16 protein-coding genes and 1 tRNA gene are annotated in these 16,895 nt (G+C 69.3%); 7 read left to right on the forward strand and 10 right to left on the reverse strand.

Annotated elements, in window-relative coordinates; genetic code table 11:
* Positions 1–123 precede the first annotated feature (123 nt).
* Positions 124–1,098 (forward strand): SDR family oxidoreductase, encoded by a 975-nt coding sequence (locus LPN01_RS00690; protein ID WP_262826437.1) that lies wholly within the window; start codon positions 124–126, stop codon positions 1,096–1,098.
* Positions 1,099–1,104: 6 nt separating this feature from the next.
* Here the strand turns inward: LPN01_RS00690 and recN are convergent, their stop codons facing one another.
* Both recN and bamD read right to left on the reverse strand, forming a co-directional pair.
* On the reverse strand, positions 1,105–2,763 hold the full coding sequence (recN, locus tag LPN01_RS00695; RefSeq protein WP_262827032.1) for a DNA repair protein RecN: 1,659 nt from the start codon (positions 2,761–2,763) through the stop codon (positions 1,105–1,107).
* 77 nt (positions 2,764–2,840) lie between these two features.
* Complete coding sequence (gene bamD, locus LPN01_RS00700; RefSeq protein ID WP_262826438.1) at positions 2,841–3,809, reverse strand: outer membrane protein assembly factor BamD; 969 nt, start codon at positions 3,807–3,809, stop codon at positions 2,841–2,843.
* Between the two features lie 91 nt (positions 3,810–3,900).
* On the opposite strand from bamD, the gene LPN01_RS00705 reads away from it, so the two are divergent.
* Positions 3,901–4,728 carry a class I mannose-6-phosphate isomerase gene (locus tag LPN01_RS00705; RefSeq protein WP_262826439.1) on the forward strand — a complete coding sequence of 276 codons (828 nt, stop codon included), beginning with the start codon at positions 3,901–3,903 and terminating at the stop codon, positions 4,726–4,728.
* Between the two features lie 43 nt (positions 4,729–4,771).
* A complete protein-coding gene (locus LPN01_RS00710) occupies positions 4,772–5,977 on the forward strand; it encodes a glycosyltransferase (RefSeq protein ID WP_262826440.1) in 1,206 nt (401 codons plus the stop codon).
* Here LPN01_RS00710 and LPN01_RS00715 read toward each other — a convergent pair.
* The 4 genes from LPN01_RS00715 to yajC are packed head-to-tail and all read right to left on the reverse strand — an operon-like array spanning position 5,959 to position 9,267.
* Positions 5,959–6,327 (reverse strand): Mth938-like domain-containing protein, encoded by a 369-nt coding sequence (locus LPN01_RS00715; RefSeq protein WP_262826441.1) that lies wholly within the window; start codon positions 6,325–6,327, stop codon positions 5,959–5,961. The two genes, LPN01_RS00710 and LPN01_RS00715, sit on opposite strands and share 19 nt — an antisense overlap.
* 10 nt (positions 6,328–6,337) lie before the next feature.
* Positions 6,338–7,312, reverse strand: coding sequence for a protein translocase subunit SecF (gene secF / locus LPN01_RS00720; protein ID WP_262826442.1), 975 nt, complete (start codon positions 7,310–7,312; stop codon positions 6,338–6,340).
* Between the two features lie 15 nt (positions 7,313–7,327).
* A complete protein-coding gene (gene secD / locus LPN01_RS00725; RefSeq protein ID WP_262826443.1) occupies positions 7,328–8,929 on the reverse strand; it encodes a protein translocase subunit SecD in 1,602 nt (533 codons plus the stop codon).
* Complete coding sequence (gene yajC, locus LPN01_RS00730; protein ID WP_262826444.1) at positions 8,929–9,267, reverse strand: preprotein translocase subunit YajC; 339 nt, start codon at positions 9,265–9,267, stop codon at positions 8,929–8,931. Before yajC ends, secD begins: the two co-directional genes overlap by 1 nt.
* Positions 9,268–9,482: 215 nt before the next feature.
* Between yajC and LPN01_RS00735 the strand changes: the two genes are divergently transcribed.
* The 3 genes from LPN01_RS00735 (at position 9,483) to LPN01_RS00745 (ending at position 11,881) form a co-directional block, all read left to right on the forward strand.
* Positions 9,483–9,559 (forward strand) — tRNA-Pro (locus LPN01_RS00735).
* A gap of 148 nt (positions 9,560–9,707) precedes the next feature.
* Positions 9,708–10,760 (forward strand): SMP-30/gluconolactonase/LRE family protein, encoded by a 1,053-nt coding sequence (locus LPN01_RS00740; RefSeq protein ID WP_262826445.1) that lies wholly within the window; start codon positions 9,708–9,710, stop codon positions 10,758–10,760.
* A gap of 89 nt (positions 10,761–10,849) precedes the next feature.
* Positions 10,850–11,881: a spore coat protein U domain-containing protein gene (locus LPN01_RS00745; RefSeq protein ID WP_262826446.1), complete on the forward strand. Its 1,032-nt coding sequence runs from the start codon at positions 10,850–10,852 to the stop codon at positions 11,879–11,881.
* Here the strand turns inward: LPN01_RS00745 and LPN01_RS00750 are convergent.
* From LPN01_RS00750 to LPN01_RS00760, 3 genes are read right to left on the reverse strand one after another with little or no spacing between them, the layout of a single operon-like run.
* The gene (locus LPN01_RS00750) at positions 11,878–13,332 is read right to left on the reverse strand and encodes an efflux transporter outer membrane subunit (RefSeq protein WP_262827033.1); all 1,455 of its coding nucleotides are present in this window, start codon (positions 13,330–13,332) and stop codon (positions 11,878–11,880) included. The two genes, LPN01_RS00745 and LPN01_RS00750, sit on opposite strands and share 4 nt — an antisense overlap.
* A gap of 7 nt (positions 13,333–13,339) precedes the next feature.
* A complete protein-coding gene (locus LPN01_RS00755) occupies positions 13,340–14,923 on the reverse strand; it encodes an MDR family MFS transporter (RefSeq protein ID WP_262826447.1) in 1,584 nt (527 codons plus the stop codon).
* A complete protein-coding gene (locus LPN01_RS00760) occupies positions 14,920–16,098 on the reverse strand; it encodes an HlyD family secretion protein (RefSeq protein ID WP_262826448.1) in 1,179 nt (392 codons plus the stop codon). The genes LPN01_RS00755 and LPN01_RS00760 overlap by 4 nt, the downstream gene beginning before the upstream one ends.
* An 85-nt stretch (positions 16,099–16,183) precedes the next feature.
* Here LPN01_RS00760 and LPN01_RS00765 point away from each other — a divergent pair, with 85 nt between their 5' ends.
* Entirely contained in the window at positions 16,184–16,627 is a 444-nt protein-coding gene (locus LPN01_RS00765; RefSeq protein ID WP_262826449.1) for a MarR family winged helix-turn-helix transcriptional regulator, read from the forward strand.
* 90 nt (positions 16,628–16,717) lie between these two features.
* Here LPN01_RS00765 and LPN01_RS00770 read toward each other — a convergent pair whose 3' ends face one another.
* Positions 16,718–16,894 (reverse strand): hypothetical protein, encoded by a 177-nt coding sequence (locus tag LPN01_RS00770; RefSeq protein ID WP_262826450.1) that lies wholly within the window; start codon positions 16,892–16,894, stop codon positions 16,718–16,720.
* Between the last annotated feature and the right edge of the window lies 1 nt (position 16,895).

Below are 16,895 nucleotides of genomic sequence, written 5' to 3' on the forward strand. Positions count from 1 at the left end.
AAGTCCCGGCAGCGGCTCGACGTCGGTGACCCTGCCGGACCACCAGGAATAATAGTCGATCCGGTTGAACAAAGCGCCCCGGCGCAGGGTTGGCGCGACAGGGATATCCGGGAGTTTCCAGACATGGCCGACCAGACCAATCGACGCGACCTGTTCAAGGGCGCTGCCGTCGCCGGCGTGGCCGCCGCCGCCAGCCCCGCCTTCGCACAATCGGGCATGCCGCGGTCGGATCCGCAGACCAGATATACCGACACGCCCTTCGCGGAACAGCGCCAGAAATGGCCCGCCCTGCAACGCGACATGAAGCCGGTGCCCGATTCGGGCGAGACGAGCTATCGCGGGTCAGGGCGGCTCGCGGGGCTCAAGGCGCTGGTGACGGGCGGCGATTCCGGGATCGGCCGCGCCGCGGTGATCGGCTTCGCGCGCGAGGGCGCCGATGTAGCGATCAATTATTTTCCCAGCGAAGAACCCGATGCGCAGGATCTCGCCCGGCTGCTGCGCGGCGAGGGGCACAAGGTCGTGCTGATCCCCGGCGACCTGACCGACGAGACATTCTGCCGCGAGCTGATCGCGCGGGCGCACCGCGAACTGGGCGGGCTCGACATCCTCGTCAACAACGCCGCCTATCAGCAGTCGAAGGCGTCGATCGCGGAGATCACGGCGGAACAGTTCGACCGGACGATGAAGACCAACCTCTATGCGATGTTCCACCTGTCGAAGGCGGCGATCCCGCTGATGAAGCCGGGCGCGTCGATCATCAACACCGGATCGGTCAATTCGGTGTCGCCCGAGGAGGAACTGCTCGACTATGCCACGACGAAGGGCGGCATCCTGATCTTCACCAAGGCACTGGCGAAGCAGGTCGCCAAGCAGGGGATACGGGTCAACATGGTCGCGCCCGGCCCGATCTGGACGCCGCTTCAGGTCGCCGGCGGCCAATTGCCGGGCAAGATGGGCGAATTCGGGCAGAACACGCCGCTGGGGCGGGCCGGCCAGCCGGCGGAACTCGCCGGCCTCTACGTGACGCTCGCCGATCCGGCGATGAGCTTCACCACCGGCAGCGCGTTCGGCGCGAACGGGGGCACCGGCGCGATCTGACCGGGGTCAGGCGGTTTCGAGCAGCCGCAGGGCCTGGGCGCGCGCCTCGTCGGTGACGGTGGCGCCCGACAGCATCCGCGCGATCTCCTCGCGCCGCTCCGCCTCGGCCAGCACGCGGACGCCGGTGCGGGCGACGGTGCCGTCATGGCTCTTGGCGATCAGCAGATGCTCCGCGCCGCGGGCGGCCACCTGCGGCGAATGCGTGACGACCAGCAGCTGGGTGTGCTCGGCCAGCCGCGCCAGCCGCTCGCCGATCGCGCTCGCCACCGCGCCACCGACGCCGCGGTCGATCTCGTCGAAGATCATCGTCGCCGCGCCGCCTTCCTCGGCCAGCGCCACCTTCAGTGCGAGGATGAAGCGCGACAGTTCGCCGCCGCTGGCGATCTTGGCGAGCGGCGCGAACGGCGCGCCGGGGTTGGTCGCGATCTCGAACTCGACGCGGTCCTTGCCGTGAGCGGACCAACCTTCGCGGCCCAGCGTCGCCACGACAGTGCGGAACCGCGCCGCGTCGAGTTTCAGCGGCGCCAGTTCGCCCGCCACCGCCACGTCGAGCCGTTCGGCGGCGGCATGACGGCGCTGCGACAGGATGTCGGCGGCGGCGTCGAAATCGGCGCGCGCGGCGGCGACCGCGGTTTCGAGCAGCGCGATGCCGTCCTCGCCCGCCTCGAGCCGATCGAGCTTCGTGCGAAGCTCCCCGGTCAGGGCGGCGAGGTCGTCCGGCTGGACGCGATGCTTGCGCGCCATGCCGCGCAATTCGAACAATCGCGCCTCATCCTCTTCCTGCGCGCGCGGATCGAAGGCGAGATCGCGACGGGCTTCGGCCAGCTGTTCTTCGGCCGCCGAGGCCTCGATCACCGCGCGGTCGATCGCGGCCAGCGCCTCGCCCAGCGCGGGATGGTCCGCCGCGATCCGTTCGAGCACGCGCGCGGCCTGGCGAAGCCGCGCGAGGCCGCCGTCGGAGCCGTCGAGAAAATCGTCGATCGCGGCGAGTTCGTCGGCGATCTTCTCGGCGCGCTGCATGCCGCGCCGCTTGTCCGCCAGCGCCTCTTCCTCGCCCGGTTCGGCGGCGAGCGCGGTCAGTTCGCCGACCGCATGTTCCAGCCATTCGCGGTCGCGCGCCGCGGTCTCGATCTCGGCCTTTGCAGCAGCGAGCGCGGCGTCGGCGGCGCGCAGCGTCGCCCAGGCGCGCGCGGTATCGCCCGGATCGACCCGGCCGAAGGCGTCGAGCAGAGCGCGATGCCCGCGCGCGTTGAGCAGGCCGCGATCGTCGTGCTGGCCGTGGATCTCGACCAGCATCGGCGCCATTTCGCGCAGCAGCGCGGCGCCGGCCGGCTGGTTGTTGACGAACCCGCGGCTGCCGCCGTCGGCCTTGACGATCCGGCGGACGAGCAGGGGCTCGCCCGGCTCGATCTCGACGCCATTGTCGTCCAGCAGCGCGGCCAGCGGGCCGGCGGGGGGATCGAAGGTAGCGGTGACGACCGCCTGCGCGGCGCCGTGGCGGACCAGCCCCGTCTCGCCGCGCCCGCCCAGCGCCAGTCCCAGCGCGTCGAGCAGGATCGACTTGCCCGCGCCGGTTTCACCGGTCAGCACGTCGAGCCCGGCGCCGAATTCCAGGTCGAGTGCCTCGATCAGCACCACATCGCGAATGGACAGCGCGGTCAGCATCGCCGCCGATATAGCGCGGGCGGCGCGGATGTTGATCCCTAAACGTTCTGCGGCGCGCACAATTCGCGCCGCGAGCGTCAAGTCGTCGGCGTTTCCGTGCTGGGCGCCGGCGCGCCGGTGGTGCCGCCGCTCGGCGCGACCGGGGTCGGCGTGCCGGGCGCCTCCGCATTGGGCGTCGCGGTGCCCGATTCGCCGGGCAGCGACAGCGGCTGCGCACCGGGCGTGCCGACGGGCACGATCGGCTGCCCCGCCGCGATCGGCGCCGCGGCGGTGTAGGGATGCTCCTGCATCAGCTTGTAGGCATGGCCGTACCAGTCGGTGCCGGGATAATTGGCGCCGAGCACCGCGGTCGCCTTCTGCGCCTCGCCCGGCAGGCCGAGCGACAGATAGCTTTCGGTCAGCCGCATCAGCGCCTCGGGCGTGTGCGTGGTCTGCTGGTATTTGTCGATGACGGTGCGAAAGCGCAGCGTCGCCGCCAGCCACTGGCCGCGCGTTTCGTAGAAGCGCCCGATCTCCATCTCCTTGCCGGCAAGGTGATCGTTGACGAGATCGATCTTCAGCCGCGCGTCGGACGCATAGCGGGTGTTGGGATAGCGGCGGGTCAGTTCGCCGAGCGCGTTGAGCGCCTGCAGCGTGATCTTCTGGTCGCGCGTCACGTCGCGGATCTGTTCGTAATAGCTGAGCGCGACGAGATAATAGGCGTAGGGCGCATCGCGGTTGCCGGGGTGGACCGACAGGAAGCGCTGCGCCGACTGGATGCTCTCGGTATAGTCGCGATTGAGGTAATAGCTGAACGCGCTCATCAGCTGCGCGCGGCGGGCCCAGATCGAATAGGGATGCTGTCGCTCGACTTCGTCGAACAGCACCGCCGCCTCCTTGTAGCGGCCCTGGTCGAGCCGCTTGCGCGCGGTCGAATAGAGCGTGCCGACATCGCGCGCGACATAGGGCAGGTCGGATTTCGCGCGATTGCGGGCACAGCCCGCGATCGGAAGCGCGAAGACGGCGATCAGCGCTGCGGCAAGCGCCTTGGACTGGGGGGTACGCATCGGCTAAGGTCCTTAGCGTAAGCCCGTGCCTGCGAACAATCCCCTGTCTCGCACGTTGGCGCTCACGAGTTTCGATCACGAAAGGACCCCCATGCCGGCTACGTTGCTCCATACCCATCGCGTCGAAAAGCCATGGGGCCGGCACGATCTGGGCTTCGGGTTCGCGGATGCGCCGGCGGATGGCGCCCCGGTCGGCGAGATCTGGTTTCAGGAGCCCGGCGACACCACCCCCGACCTGCTCATCAAATATCTGTTCACCGGGGAAAAGCTGTCGGTGCAGGTCCATCCCGACGACGACCAGGCGCACGCCCGCGGCCTGCCGCGCGGCAAGGACGAATGCTGGACGATCCTGGCGGCGCGACCCGATTCGACGATCGCGTTGGGACCGAATGCGCCGATGACCGCCGAACAGCTGCGCGCCGACGCACAGGACGGGTCGATCGAGGCGGATCTCGACTGGGTGCCGATCAAGGTCGACGATTTCTATTATGCGCCCTCGGGCACGATCCACGCGATCGGCGCCGGCCTGACGCTGATCGAGGTCCAGCAGAATTCCGAGACGACCTATCGTCTGTACGATTACGGCAGCGACCGCGAGCTGCACCTCGACGACGGCGTCGCGGTGTCGCACCTGACGCCGTACCAGCCGATCGTCTCGCCGGGGCCGGCGGGGGAGGGGCGTGATATCCTCGTCGAGGGGCCGAAATTCGTGCTGGAACGCTGGACCGGCGGCACGCGCCAGGTGTCGCTGGCCGACGGGCAGACCGGATGGCTGGTGCCGATCCGCGGGTCGGGCACGGTTGCGGGCGTCGCCTTCACGGCGGGCGAGTGCGTGACCGTGACGGGCAGCGAGGCGGTGACGGCGAGCGACGATTCCGACCTGCTGTTCGCCTATCCCGGGACGCGGCGTATCGCCTGACATGCGGCAGGAAGCGTTAACCCCGATCGGCTAGCGTCGGCCCATGCTCCGCGTACTGACGCTGTCCACCCTGTTCCCCGATGCGACGCGGCCGAATTTCGGTATCTTCGTCGAACGGCAGACGCGCGGGCTGGCGCAAGCGCCAGGCGTCGCCGTCAAGGTGGTCGCTCCGATCGGGTTGCCGCCGGGGCCGCTCGCGCTGATCCAGCATGGAGACAAGCTGTCGCTGCCGGCACGCGAGACGTGGCGCGGGCTCGACGTGCATCGGCCACGCTTCACGACGATCCCCGGTGTCGGTGGCCGGTGGCATGCGCATCACCTGCAACGTGCACTGGAGCCGGTGCTCGACGCGGTGCGCGCCGATTTTCCGTTCGAAGTGATCGATGCCTCCTTCTTTTTCCCCGATGGGCCCGCGGCGGTCGCGCTCGGGGCGCGCTATGGCGTGCCGGTATCGATCAAGGCGCGCGGCGCCGACATCCATCACTGGGGCCGCGCGGCCCCGACGGAGGCGCAGGTCGTCGCCGCGGGCCTCGCCGCGGACGGCCTGCTGGCGGTAAGCGGCGCGATGCGCGAGGACATGATGGCGCTGGGCCTGCCCGGCGAACGCATCCGGGTCCATCACACCGGCGTCGATCTCGACCGGTTCCGGCCGGTGGACCGGGACGCGGCGAAGGCCGCGCTGGGCATCGCGGGGCCGCTGGTCCTATCGCTCGGCGCGCTGATCCCGCGCAAGCGACATGACCTCGTGCTCCGCGCCGTCGCGGCGCTGCCGGGCGTGACGCTGGCGATCGCCGGCGAGGGGCCGGAGCACGGCCGCCTGCTCGACCTCGCCACGGCATTGGGGATCCGCGACCGCGTGCGCATGCTGGGCGGCGTGGCCCACGACATGCTTCCCGCGATCGTCGGCGCCGCCGACGTCATGGCGCTTGCCTCGGCGTCGGAGGGGCTCGCCAATGCTTGGCTGGAGGCGCTCGCCTGTGGGACGCCGATCGTCATCTGCGACGCTGGTGGCGCGCGCGAGGTGGTGACGAACCGGGATGCGGGACGGATCGTCGCGGACGATCCGGAGGCGCTGACGGCGGCGATCCGCGACCTGCTGGACCACCCGCCGGCGCCGGCAGCGGTCCGGGCGGCGGCCGAGCCGTTCACCTGGGCCGCGAACACCGCCGCGCTGGTCGAGCATCTGGCCGGGCTGGTCGCGCGGGGCCGGCGTCGGACCGTCCGCGTCCGTCAGACGTCGAGAGGGTAGAGCGCCGCCCCGATCATCCGGCCTTCGCCGCGCAGCACGCCCCAGGCGCGCGCGGCGGCACGGCTGTCCATCGCCTCCACCCCGATCCCGCGCGCGTCGAGCGCATGGACCAGCGCGGCGGGCGGGTGGACCAGTGCCGCCCCCGTCCCCAGCAACAGGAATTCCGGTCCGTCGGCGATCAGCGCCCCGAGCGTGTCGAGGGTCAGATCGGCCAACGCCGGCGGGTCCCATGCGCTCGCGGTGTCGGGCGTGAGCAGCACCGCGCGATGGATCACGTCCTCGTCCAGGCGAAAGCCGGTACCCGCGAAACCGCGGACGATCGGTCCGCCCGCGGCGGCCTCGCGATCCATCCGCACCGGCTCAGCGGTCCCGCGGGACCACGCGTTCGGCGTTGTCGATTCCCGTCCGGCCCGGCTTTTCGGGGGCGTTGGGTTCCGCACGCAGGCCGAGCGTGATGAGCAGCGACGACGACACGTAGATCGACGAATAGGTGCCGACGACGATGCCGAGGATCATCGCCGCGGTGAAGCCGCGCAGCACATGGCCGCCGAGCAGCAGCATCGCGACCAGCGCGAGCAGGATCGTGACCGATGTCATCACCGTGCGCGGCAGCGTCTCGTTGACCGACAGGTTGATGATCTCGCGCATCTCCATCTTGCGATAGCGGCGCATGTTCTCGCGGATGCGGTCGTCGATCACGATCTTGTCGTTGATCGAATAGCCGATGATGGTCAGCACCGCGGCGATGATGTTGAGGTCGAATTCGAACCCCGACAGCGCGAAGAAACCGATCGTCATCAACAGATCGTGGACGATCGCGACGATGGTCGAGACGCCGAACTGCCATTCGAAGCGCACGATCGCGAACAGGCCGATGCCCAGCACCGCGAGCACGACCGCGAGCACGCCGTTGCGGATCAGCTCGTTCGACACCTTGCCCGACACGGTCGAATAGCGGCTGAACGTCGCACCGGGGAACGCCTGGCCCAGCGCAGTCTCAACCTTCTTGACCACGGCGTTGGTCGCGCCGTCGTCCGCGCCGGTCTGCACGGGCAGGCGGATGATGAGCGTCTGCGGCCCGCCCTGCTGCTGGAGCGAGGCTTCGCCGACGCCGAGGCCGTCGACGACCGAGCGGACCTTGTTCTGGTCCGGCGGGGTCGCGAAGGTTTCCTCGATCATCAGGCCGCCGGCGAAGTCGACGCCGAAGTTCAGGCCCTTGTAGACCGTCAGGCCGACCGCGAGCGCGCTCAGCAGCAGCGTGAGGCCGAACGCCCAGCCGCGCAGGCGCACGAAGTCGATATTCGTGTTGTCGGGTACGATTTTCAGGAGGCGCATGTCAGGCCTTTCGCCTCAGATGTTGATCGTCTTGGGCTTCTCGCGCCGGATCCACTGCGCGACGAGCATGCGCGTGAAGGTGACGGCGGTGAAGACCGAGGTGACGATGCCGATGAGCAGGACGACGGCGAAACCCTTCACCGGGCCGGAGCCCAGGATGAACATGATGATGCCCGAAATGGCGTGCGTCATGTTCGCCTCGAAGATGGTGCGGCTGGCCTCCTTGTAGCCCAGCTCGACCGCCTGGACGACGCTGCGGCCGCGGCGGCGTTCCTCGCGGATGCGTTCGTTGATGAGCACGTTGGCGTCGACCGCGGTACCGATCGTCAGCACGAAGCCGGCGATGCCCGGCAGCGTCAGCGTGCCCTTCAGCAGTGCGAGCACGCCGAGGATCACGAAGACGTTGATGACGACGGCGAGGTTCGCATAGAGGCCGAAGCGGCCGTACGTCACGAACATGAACGCGACGACGAGCGCGACCGCGACCGCGGAGGCGAGGATGCCGGCGCGGATCGAGTCGGCGCCCAGATCCGGGCCGACGGTCGATTCCTCGATCACCTTCAGATTCACGTCAAGCTTGCCCGAACGCAGTGCGATGGCGAGCTGGTTGGCGCTTTCCACGGTGAACCCCCCGTTGATGACCGCATTGCCGCCGAGGATCGGCTCGTTGATATTCGGTGCCGAGATAACCTGATCATCGACGATCATTGCGAATGGCTTGCCGGTGTTCTGCTGCGTAACCCGCGCGAAGCGGTTGCCGCCAACCGCATTGAACGTAATCTGGACGTTCGGCTGATTGGTCTGCTGATCGAATCCCTGACGCGAATCGGCGAGGTCGTTGCCCGAAATAATGACCGGACGCTTCACCGCGATGAAGGGGATGCCCGAGGGATTCCCAGGATAGGGCAGCACCTGGCTGCCGATCGGGGCGATGCCCTTGGCGAGGTCGGCGGGGTTGTTGGCGGTGGTGTCGACCAGCTTGAACTCCAGCCGCGCGGTCTTGCCGAGCAGGTCCTTCAGCGCCTGCGGATTGCCGAGGCCGGGCACCTGCACCAGGATGCGGTTGTCGCCTTGGCGGACGATGGTCGGTTCGCGCGTGCCGAGTTCGTCGATGCGCTTGCGCACGACGTCGGTCGCGTCCTCCATCGCGGTCTTGATGGCCTGCGTCAGGCCGGCCTGCGTCGGCGACAGCACGAAGCGGCTCGAATCGACGACCTGAATGTCCCATTCGCGCTGGCCCGTCATCCCCGCGCCGCCGCCGGTGATGCCGAGCAGGCGTTCGCGCGCGGCGTCGACCTGACTCGGATCGCGCAGCATGAAGCTGATCTGGTTGTTGCGCGTCGAGATGTCGCCGATCAGGATCCGCGGCGTGCCGTTGCGCATCGTGCCCTGGATCTGCTCGCGCATCGCCTCGATCCGCGTATTTGCAAGATCCTGCGTATCGGCTTCCAGCATCAGGTAGCTGCCGCCCGCCAGATCGAGGCCCTTGTTCACCCGCGGGTGGAACGGCCAGTTCGCGGTGGTGGATTCGGGCAGGAACGTCGGGATCGCCAGCGCGCACAGCACCGCCAGCAACGCCCAGATCGACACCACCTTCCAGCGGGGAAAGTCGAGCATCAGTCGTTCGCCGGTTTCGAATTGAGCCCGGTCACCTCGGCCAGCGTCGCCTTGACCACGCGGATGCGGGTGTTCGGCGCGACCTCGACCTCGACGATCGTGTCTTCCACGCGCGTCACCTTGCCGACGATCCCGCCTGCGGTGACGACGCTGTCGCCCTTCTTCACCGCGGCGACCGCCTGCTGCAACGCCTTCATCCGCGTCTGCTGCGGACGAATCATCAGGAAGTAGAAGACGATGAAGATGAGCAGCAACGGTGCGAAGCTGATGAGCGAGGCGAGCCCGCCCGATTCAGCGGCGCCGCCGGCGGTCTGTGCATAAGCTGGGGAGATGAACATCTGGTCCGTGCATGGCTGATCGGCGGGAGAATCCCCCCCCGCACCTGAAGCGCCGCGCGCTAGCATCGCTTGCGCGCCCACGCAATGTCGCGTCGCGGGCACGGGCCTCGCCCGGCTGCGCGGCTTGCGTGCAAACGCGGCTTGCATCGTCCGACCGACCCGCCTACAGGCCCCGCTCCGGGATCGGTGGCCATCGCGCCGCACGGTCCCTCGGTCGGGGCGTAGCGCAGCCTGGTAGCGCATCACACTGGGGGTGTGGGGGTCGCAGGTTCGAATCCTGTCGCCCCGACCAACATTTCGGCATCGTCGGGAGCGGACAGGGCAGTGGGCGCGGATCGCGCCTGCGACGCTCCGCGTGTCGCACGGCCGATAGCGCTGGCGCGGGCGCCGGCCGCGGCTATGCTCGGCGACGATCGAACAGCGGAAAACCGGACCCCGATATGGCGAAGACCGACAGCGGCATGGATCGCCGCCACCTGATGCTGGGCGGCATGGCGATGATCGGATCGGCCGCGTTCGCGCGCGTGCCCGTGGCGCCGCCGCCGGGCACGCCCGACGCGCCGGCGCTCCTGCGGCTGTCGCCCGCGCTCGACCGGATCGTCGCGCCGGGTACGACAGCGGAGGTGATCGCCACCGGCGTCCGCTGGGCGGAGGGGCCGGTATGGATCGAGGACGGTAATTATCTGCTGTTCTCCGACCCGCCGGCGAACCTGATCCGGCGCTGGCGGCCGGGCCGCGGCGCCGAGCCGTTCCTGACGCCGTCGGGCGCGGGCGGCACCGACCCGAAACGGGTGCGTGAGCCCGGCGCCAACGGGCTGGCCATCGATGCCGGCGGCGCCCTGCTGATCGCGAACAGCGGCGGGCGGACGATCGACCGGTTCGACCTGACGACGCGCCGCCGAACGGTGGTCGCGGACCGCTACCGGGGCAGGCGTTTCAACAGCCCCAACGACCTGCACGTCGCGCGCGGCGGTGCGATCTATTTCACCGATCCGCCCTATGGCCTGACCGACGGCGACACGTCGTCGCTGAAGGAACAGGCGGTCAACGGCGTCTACCGCCATTTGCCGGAAGGGACGGTCGAGCTGCTCGACGGCATGCTGACCCGGCCCAACGGCATCGCCCTGTCGAGCGACGAGCGACGGATGTACGTGTCGGTATCCGATCCCGATGCGCCGCGGATCATGGTCTACAACCTCGATGCGGCGGGGCGGCCGAAGGATGCGCGCGTCTGGCTCGATGCCCGGCCGATGCTGGCGGGTGGCGCGGCGCCGGGGCTGCCCGATGGCATGAAGGCGGCGCGCGACGGCACGATGATCTGTTCGGTGCCGGGCGGCATGATGCTGCTGACCCCGGAGGCGGAGCCGCTCGGCCTGGTATCGACCGGCGCACCGATCGCCAACGTCGCATTCGGTGAGCGGCGGCGCGTCCTCTACATGACCGCGAACGACCGCGTGCTGCGCCTGCCGCTGCGACCGGGATGGGCGGGCTGACCCGCGCCGACGTGCACCCAAAATGACTTCGTAACCGGCCGTTTACCGCGGGTGCGCATGCCGGTGCCCATGGTCGCTGCGGGGTTTCGATGACGCGTCTTCACTGGGTGCAACGGCTTGCCATGGCGGTGCTGCTCGCCACGGCGCTGCCCGGCGTCGCTGCCGCCTGCACGGTGACGTCGAAGGTGACGGCCGCCGCCGGCCCCTATTCGTCCGCGGCGGTGGCGGCGGCGAAGGTGCCGGCGATCGCGACGCAGGCGGGCTTTACCTGCGCGGCCTCGATCCTCAATCTCTTCGGCGGCAATTACCTGAAGGCGACCTTCACCAGCCTCAACGGCCTGACGCTGAAGAACGGCAGCAGGACGCTTCCCTACACCGCCTTCGCCGATTCCGGCTCGACCGTCCAATGGACGCAGGGCAAGCAGGTCGACTATGCGCAGAACAACCTGCTCAACGTGCTGGGGCTGCTTGGCGGAAGCGGCGCAACCCTGCCGCTCTACGTCAAGCCGGGCAGCGCGACGGGGCTGACCGACGGCGATTATGTCGACAAGATCACGATCGCCTGGGACTGGCAGATGTGCAGCGTCGCCTTCGTGCTGGGCAATTGCGCGGGCACGCTCGACAAGGGGACGGGGACGAGCGAGATCACGGTGACGGTGACCGTCGCCAGGCAGGACATGACGATCGCGCTGACGTCGGTGACGACCTGGGATCCGGTCAACGGCGCCGGCCGACCGCTCGCCCTGCCGGGGAGCAAGGGGCGGACCAGCCTGGTGGTGCGCAACCCCGACCTCGTGTCGCTCGACGACGGCTCGATCGCGCTCGTCTATCAGGTGCCGGCGAAGACCAGCGTCGCGCTGGACGGCGACGGCACGGGATCGGCGACGATCGTCGGCTACACCGACGGATCGCCGACGTCGGGCACGACGATGACCTACACCGCCGGCAGCAGCACCGACGACGTCGACTTTTCCGCCGACAATGCCGCGAGCTGGACCTATGCGCCGGTGGCGGGGAACCGCACGTCCGAAGCCGCGGTGACGCATATCCGCTTCCGCCCGCGCGGCGCGATGAGGCCGGGTAGCAGCTTCACGCTCTCCTTCCCCTATCTGGTGCGCTAGCGCCGGGGTGGGGGCGGCGCGGTCCAGCCGAGCCCCAGCGCCTTCTGGAGCGATACGTAGTCGCCGGTCAGGCTCGCGATCCCCGACGACAAATTCTGGTCGGCGGCGACGCGGCTGCGCTCGGCGTCGAGCGAATCGATCAGCGTCGCGGTGCCCGCGCCGAATCGCTGCTGCATCAGCACCGCCGCGCGATCCGCGCTCGCCTTGCTGCGCATCAGGCTGGCGACCGTCTCGCGCCGATGGCCGAAGCGCGACAGCGCACCCTCCGCGTCCTTCAGCGCGGAGAGGACCGCGGCGCGATATTGTGCCTCCGCCTCGTCGCGCTGGCCCTCGGCCTGTTCGATACGGGCGCGATTGCGCCCGAAATCGAGGAAATTCCATTGCAGCATCGGCGCGGCGAGCGCGACGAGCTTGTCCGGGCTGATATCGGACAATTGCGTGCCGCCGAGGCCGATCAGTCCGAGGATGTTCAACCGCGGGAAGCGTGCGGCATCGGCGACGCCGACCTGTGCGGTGCGCTGCGCCAGCGTACGCTCGGCGGCGCGGATGTCGGGCCGGCGCTGCAACAGCGCGGCGGGATCGCCGACCGCGACCCCCGCGGGCGGCAGCGGTACCGGCGCGGTGGTCGCGAGCAACGCGTCGAGCGCGCCCGGCTCCTGACCGGTCAGGACCGCAAGCGCGTCGACATAGCCCTCCATTTCGGCCTGGAGCGGCACGATCTGGCCATTGGTCGTCTCGACCTGACCGCGCAGCCGCTCGACGTCGAGGGCGGACGCCGCGCCGCGATCGAGCCGCTGCTGCGTCAATGCCAGCATCCGCTGCTGCATCTGCGCCGACTGACGCGACAGTGCGATACGGCGCTGGCGATCGCGCAGATTGACATAGGCCTGTGCGACCTCTGCGGTCAGGCTGACCTGCGCATCGGCGACGTTCGCCTCGGCGGCCTGCGCCTGCGCCCGGGCGGCCTCGACCGAGCGGCGGCGGCCGCCGAACAGGTCGACTTCCCAGCTGGCATCGAAACCGAGGTTGTAGAAATCGACCGCGCTCGCGCCGTTGCTGCTGTTGGTCGCGCTCCCGCTGCCGCTGCTGCCGCCCAGGTCGATGCCGGGCACCCGTGCGTGAAGGTAGGTCGCGGACGCATTCGCGCTCGGCGCCTGGTTGGCGCGTTCGAGGCGCAGCGAGGCGCGCGCCTGCCGCAGCCGCGCTTCGGCCACCGCGATGTCGGGATTGGCGGCGAGCGCGCGCGTCTCCAGATCGTCGAGCGTCGGATCGCCGAGCTGCGTCCACCAGCAGGCGACCCCGGGGGCGGCGGGGGACGCGGTCGGGCCGCCGCGGACGAAGCCGGTTTGGCCGGGCTTGCCCGACAACGTCGCGGGCGGGCCGGCGTAATTCGGGCCGACGGTGCAGGCGCCGAGGATCAGCGCGAGGGAGAGGAGGGGGAGGGTACGCATCATCGCCTCAATGCATCGCCGCGACCTTGCCGTGCGGCAGCGGGCGGAGGAACAGGACGAGCGGCACCACGCAGCAGATGCCGACCGAAAGCAGCCAGAACAGGTCGTTGTAGGTCATCACCAGCGCCTCGCGCTGGATCGTGCCGCCGAGCGAACGGATCGCGGTGGCGGTGCCGCCGAGCGACCGGCCCATCCCCGCCAGGTAATCCTGCAGCGCGACCGAATTGGCGTTGAGCGTTTCGTCGATCCGCCGGCTGTGCAGGTAGCTGCGCTGGTCCTGCAACGTCGCGATTCCCGCGAGCGCGAACGATCCGCCGATGTTGCGCGCCGCGCTGAACAGTCCCGCGGCGTCGCCCGCCTCCGACGGCTTCACCGACGCGATCGCCGCCTGGTTGAGGAAGACGAAGCCCAGGATCGTGCCGACGCCGCGCAGCAGCTGCGAATCGGTGAACGCGCTGCCGACCGAATCCGCGGTCAGCGTCGTGTCGAGGTGGCAGCTGAGCGCCATCAGCAACAATCCGGTCGCGACCGCGATCCGGATGTCGAGATGACGGATCATGATCGGCACCAGCGGCATCATCAGCAGGCTGGGGATGCCGCTGAGCAGCACGACCTTGCCCGATTGGAGCGCGTTATAGTCGGCGATCGCGGCGAGGAACTGCGGGATCACGTAGCTGCTGCCGTACAGGACCATGCCGAGCACGAGCCCCATCGTCGCCACGCTGCCGAACTGCCGGTCGAGCAGCAGCCGCAGCTTCACCACCGGGTTGCGCGACACGAACTGGCCCGCGAACAGCATCGCGAGCCCGAGGACGGTCAGCGCGGTCAGCTTCAGGATCAGCGCCGACTGGAACCATTGTTCACGCTGGCCCTCCTCGAGTACCACGGTCAGCCCGCCGAGGCCGAGCGCGAGCCCGGCGATGCCGAGCCAGTCCGCTTTCGCCAGTTCGTTGAGGTGCGCCTTCTGGTGCGGCAGGCCGACGAGCAGCAGCACGAGCAACAGCGCACCGACCGGGATGTTGAGGAAGAAGGCATAATGCCAGCTGACGTTTTCGGTCAGGTAGCCGCCGATCAGCGGGCCGAGCACCGGCCCCAGGATCGCGGTGACGCCGAACAATGCGGTGCCGATCGGCTGCTGCGCGCGGGGCAGGCGGGTGGCGATGATCGTCATCGCGGTCGGGATCAGCGCGCCGCCGGTGATCCCCTGTCCGGCGCGGCCGATAATCATCATCGTCAGCGTCGTCGACAGGCCGCAGACGACGGAAAAGGCGGTGAACAGAACCGATGCGATCAGCAGGAACGTACGCAGTCCCAGCACCCGCTCCAGCCAGGCGGCGAGCGGGATAATGATGATCTCCGCGACGAGGTAGGAGGTCGCGATCCACGTTCCCTCGGTGCCGCTCGCGCCGATCTCGCCCTGGATCACCGGCAGCGCGGAATTGACGATCGAGATGTCGAGCGTCGCCATCAGCGCGCCGAGGCTGCCCGCCGCCACCGCCAGCCACGCGCCGAGGTCGGCGCGATCGGGCGGGGCGGCGCGTTCCGGCAGGCCGCCGGTCGCGCGCCTTGCCGGCGACGCGGCGGCGCTCATCGCGCGCGCGCCTCGTTATGCTGGTCCTGCTCGTCGCGGATCCGCTGCACCGCGCCCTTTGCCGAACGGGTATCGACGGTCACGTCGACAGACATGCCGGGGACGAGCAATTTGCGCGTCTCGGCCCCCGCGTCGAGTGCGATGCGCACCGGCACGCGCTGTACGATCTTGGTGAAATTGCCCGTCGCGTTCTGCGGCGGCAGCAGCGAGAATTGAGCACCGGTGCCGGGCGAGACGCTCTCGACATGGCCGTGAATCTCGACGCCGGGCAGCGCATCGGCCTCCAGCGTCACCGGCTGGCCGACCCGCATCAGCCCGAGTTGCGTTTCCTTGAAGTTGGCGGTCACGTAGATCTGCTCGACCGGGACGACCGACATCAGCCGCGTGCCCGCCTGGACGAACTGGCCGATGCGCACCGTCTTGTCGCCGACGCGCCCGTCGATGCTCGCACGCAGGATCGTCGCGCCGACGTTGACGTTCGCCGCCTGCAACTGCGCACGGCTCGCCTCGCCCTGCGCCTGTGCCTGCTGCACCTGCGCCTGCAACGTGCCGATCCGGCGGGTCGCACTGGTCAGCGCGGCATCGGCGGCCGCGACCTGCGCATCCGCCTGCCGCGCCTGGTTCTGCAATTGCGACAGCTTCTCGCGCGTCTCGGCACCGGACGCCGCGAGCGGCCGGTAGCGGACGACCTCGGCATGCGCGAAGGCGGCGTCGCTGCGCGCGGCGGCGAGGTCCGAGCGCGCCTTCATCACCGCCGCATCCTGTTCGCGAATCTGCGCGCGTACGCCCTGCGCATTGGCGCGGGCGACGTCGATCTGCGCCTCGACCTGCGCCGCCTGCGCACGATAGTCGCGTGCGTCGATCCGCAGCAGCGGGTCGCCGGCCTTCACCCGCTGGTTGTCCGCGACGAACACCGCATCGACATAGCCCGACACCTTGGGCGAGATCGTCACCGCGTCCGCCTGGATATAGGCGTCGTCGGTGCCCTGCATGAACTTGCCGACGCTCTGGTAGCGCACGTACCACAGCACCCCGCCGATCACCGCGAGCGCCAGCACGACGAACAGGACGATCCGCACGCGTGGATTGCGCAGCGGCGACGTCCTTGCCTTCGCGTCATCGGCGTCGACCGCCGTGTCGCCGGGTTCGTCCTGCGGTGTCTCGTGTTCGGCCATGCGTTCGATCTTCGTGGTGCGGGATGCGCGCTAGATGCTCGCACTTGCAGCATAGTGCAAGACCATTTAATGAGGGTCCTCACATATGTCTGCGCCCGATCACCTCGCCTCCAGCCTTTTCAGCGTGTTCCTGCGCATGCACCGGCTGATGAACCGTCGGATGGCGGACCAAGGCGCGTCGCTCGCGCGCACCAAGCTGCTTCTGTTTCTCGAGCGCCGCGGGCCGGCGCGGGCGGCGGATATCGCGGAATTCTTCGACAACGCGCCGCGCACCGTCACCGAGGCGATCGACGGGCTGGAGCGCGACGGCCTCGTCGTCCGCACCGCCGACGCGCGCGACCGGCGCGTCAAGCAGGTGTCGATCACCGACGAGGGACGACGGGTGATCGGCGAGACGGAGCCGCTGCGGCAGGACCTCATCCACGGCGTCTTCGGCGTGCTCGATGCGGAGGAGCGCGTGCGCATGGGCGACATGCTCGGCCGGATGGCGGCGGCGCTGGACGCGCAGGAGGCGCCGCGCCCCGACTGAGCTTTGCTGTTGCATCCGATCCGGCCTGTGTTAGCCTGTCGTCCGTACCACCGACAGAGTGGCGGAGAGGAGAGGTGCTGTGGACCGGTATCAACCGACCTTGTGCCAATGCGGATTCGGCATGCTGTGCTGCGCGAGCGGGGCCGCGCTGTCGATCTGCGCGATGACGTTCATGCTGCTGGGATAAGCCGGCAGCGGTGTCGATCTGGCGGACGGCGGTGGGTCGCTCACGACCGCGCCGCCGGGGCTGCGCGTGTGATCCCTCATC

It is taken from the genome of Sphingomonas sp. A2-49 (assembly GCF_025548555.1).
Lineage (GTDB): Bacteria > Pseudomonadota > Alphaproteobacteria > Sphingomonadales > Sphingomonadaceae > Sphingomonas.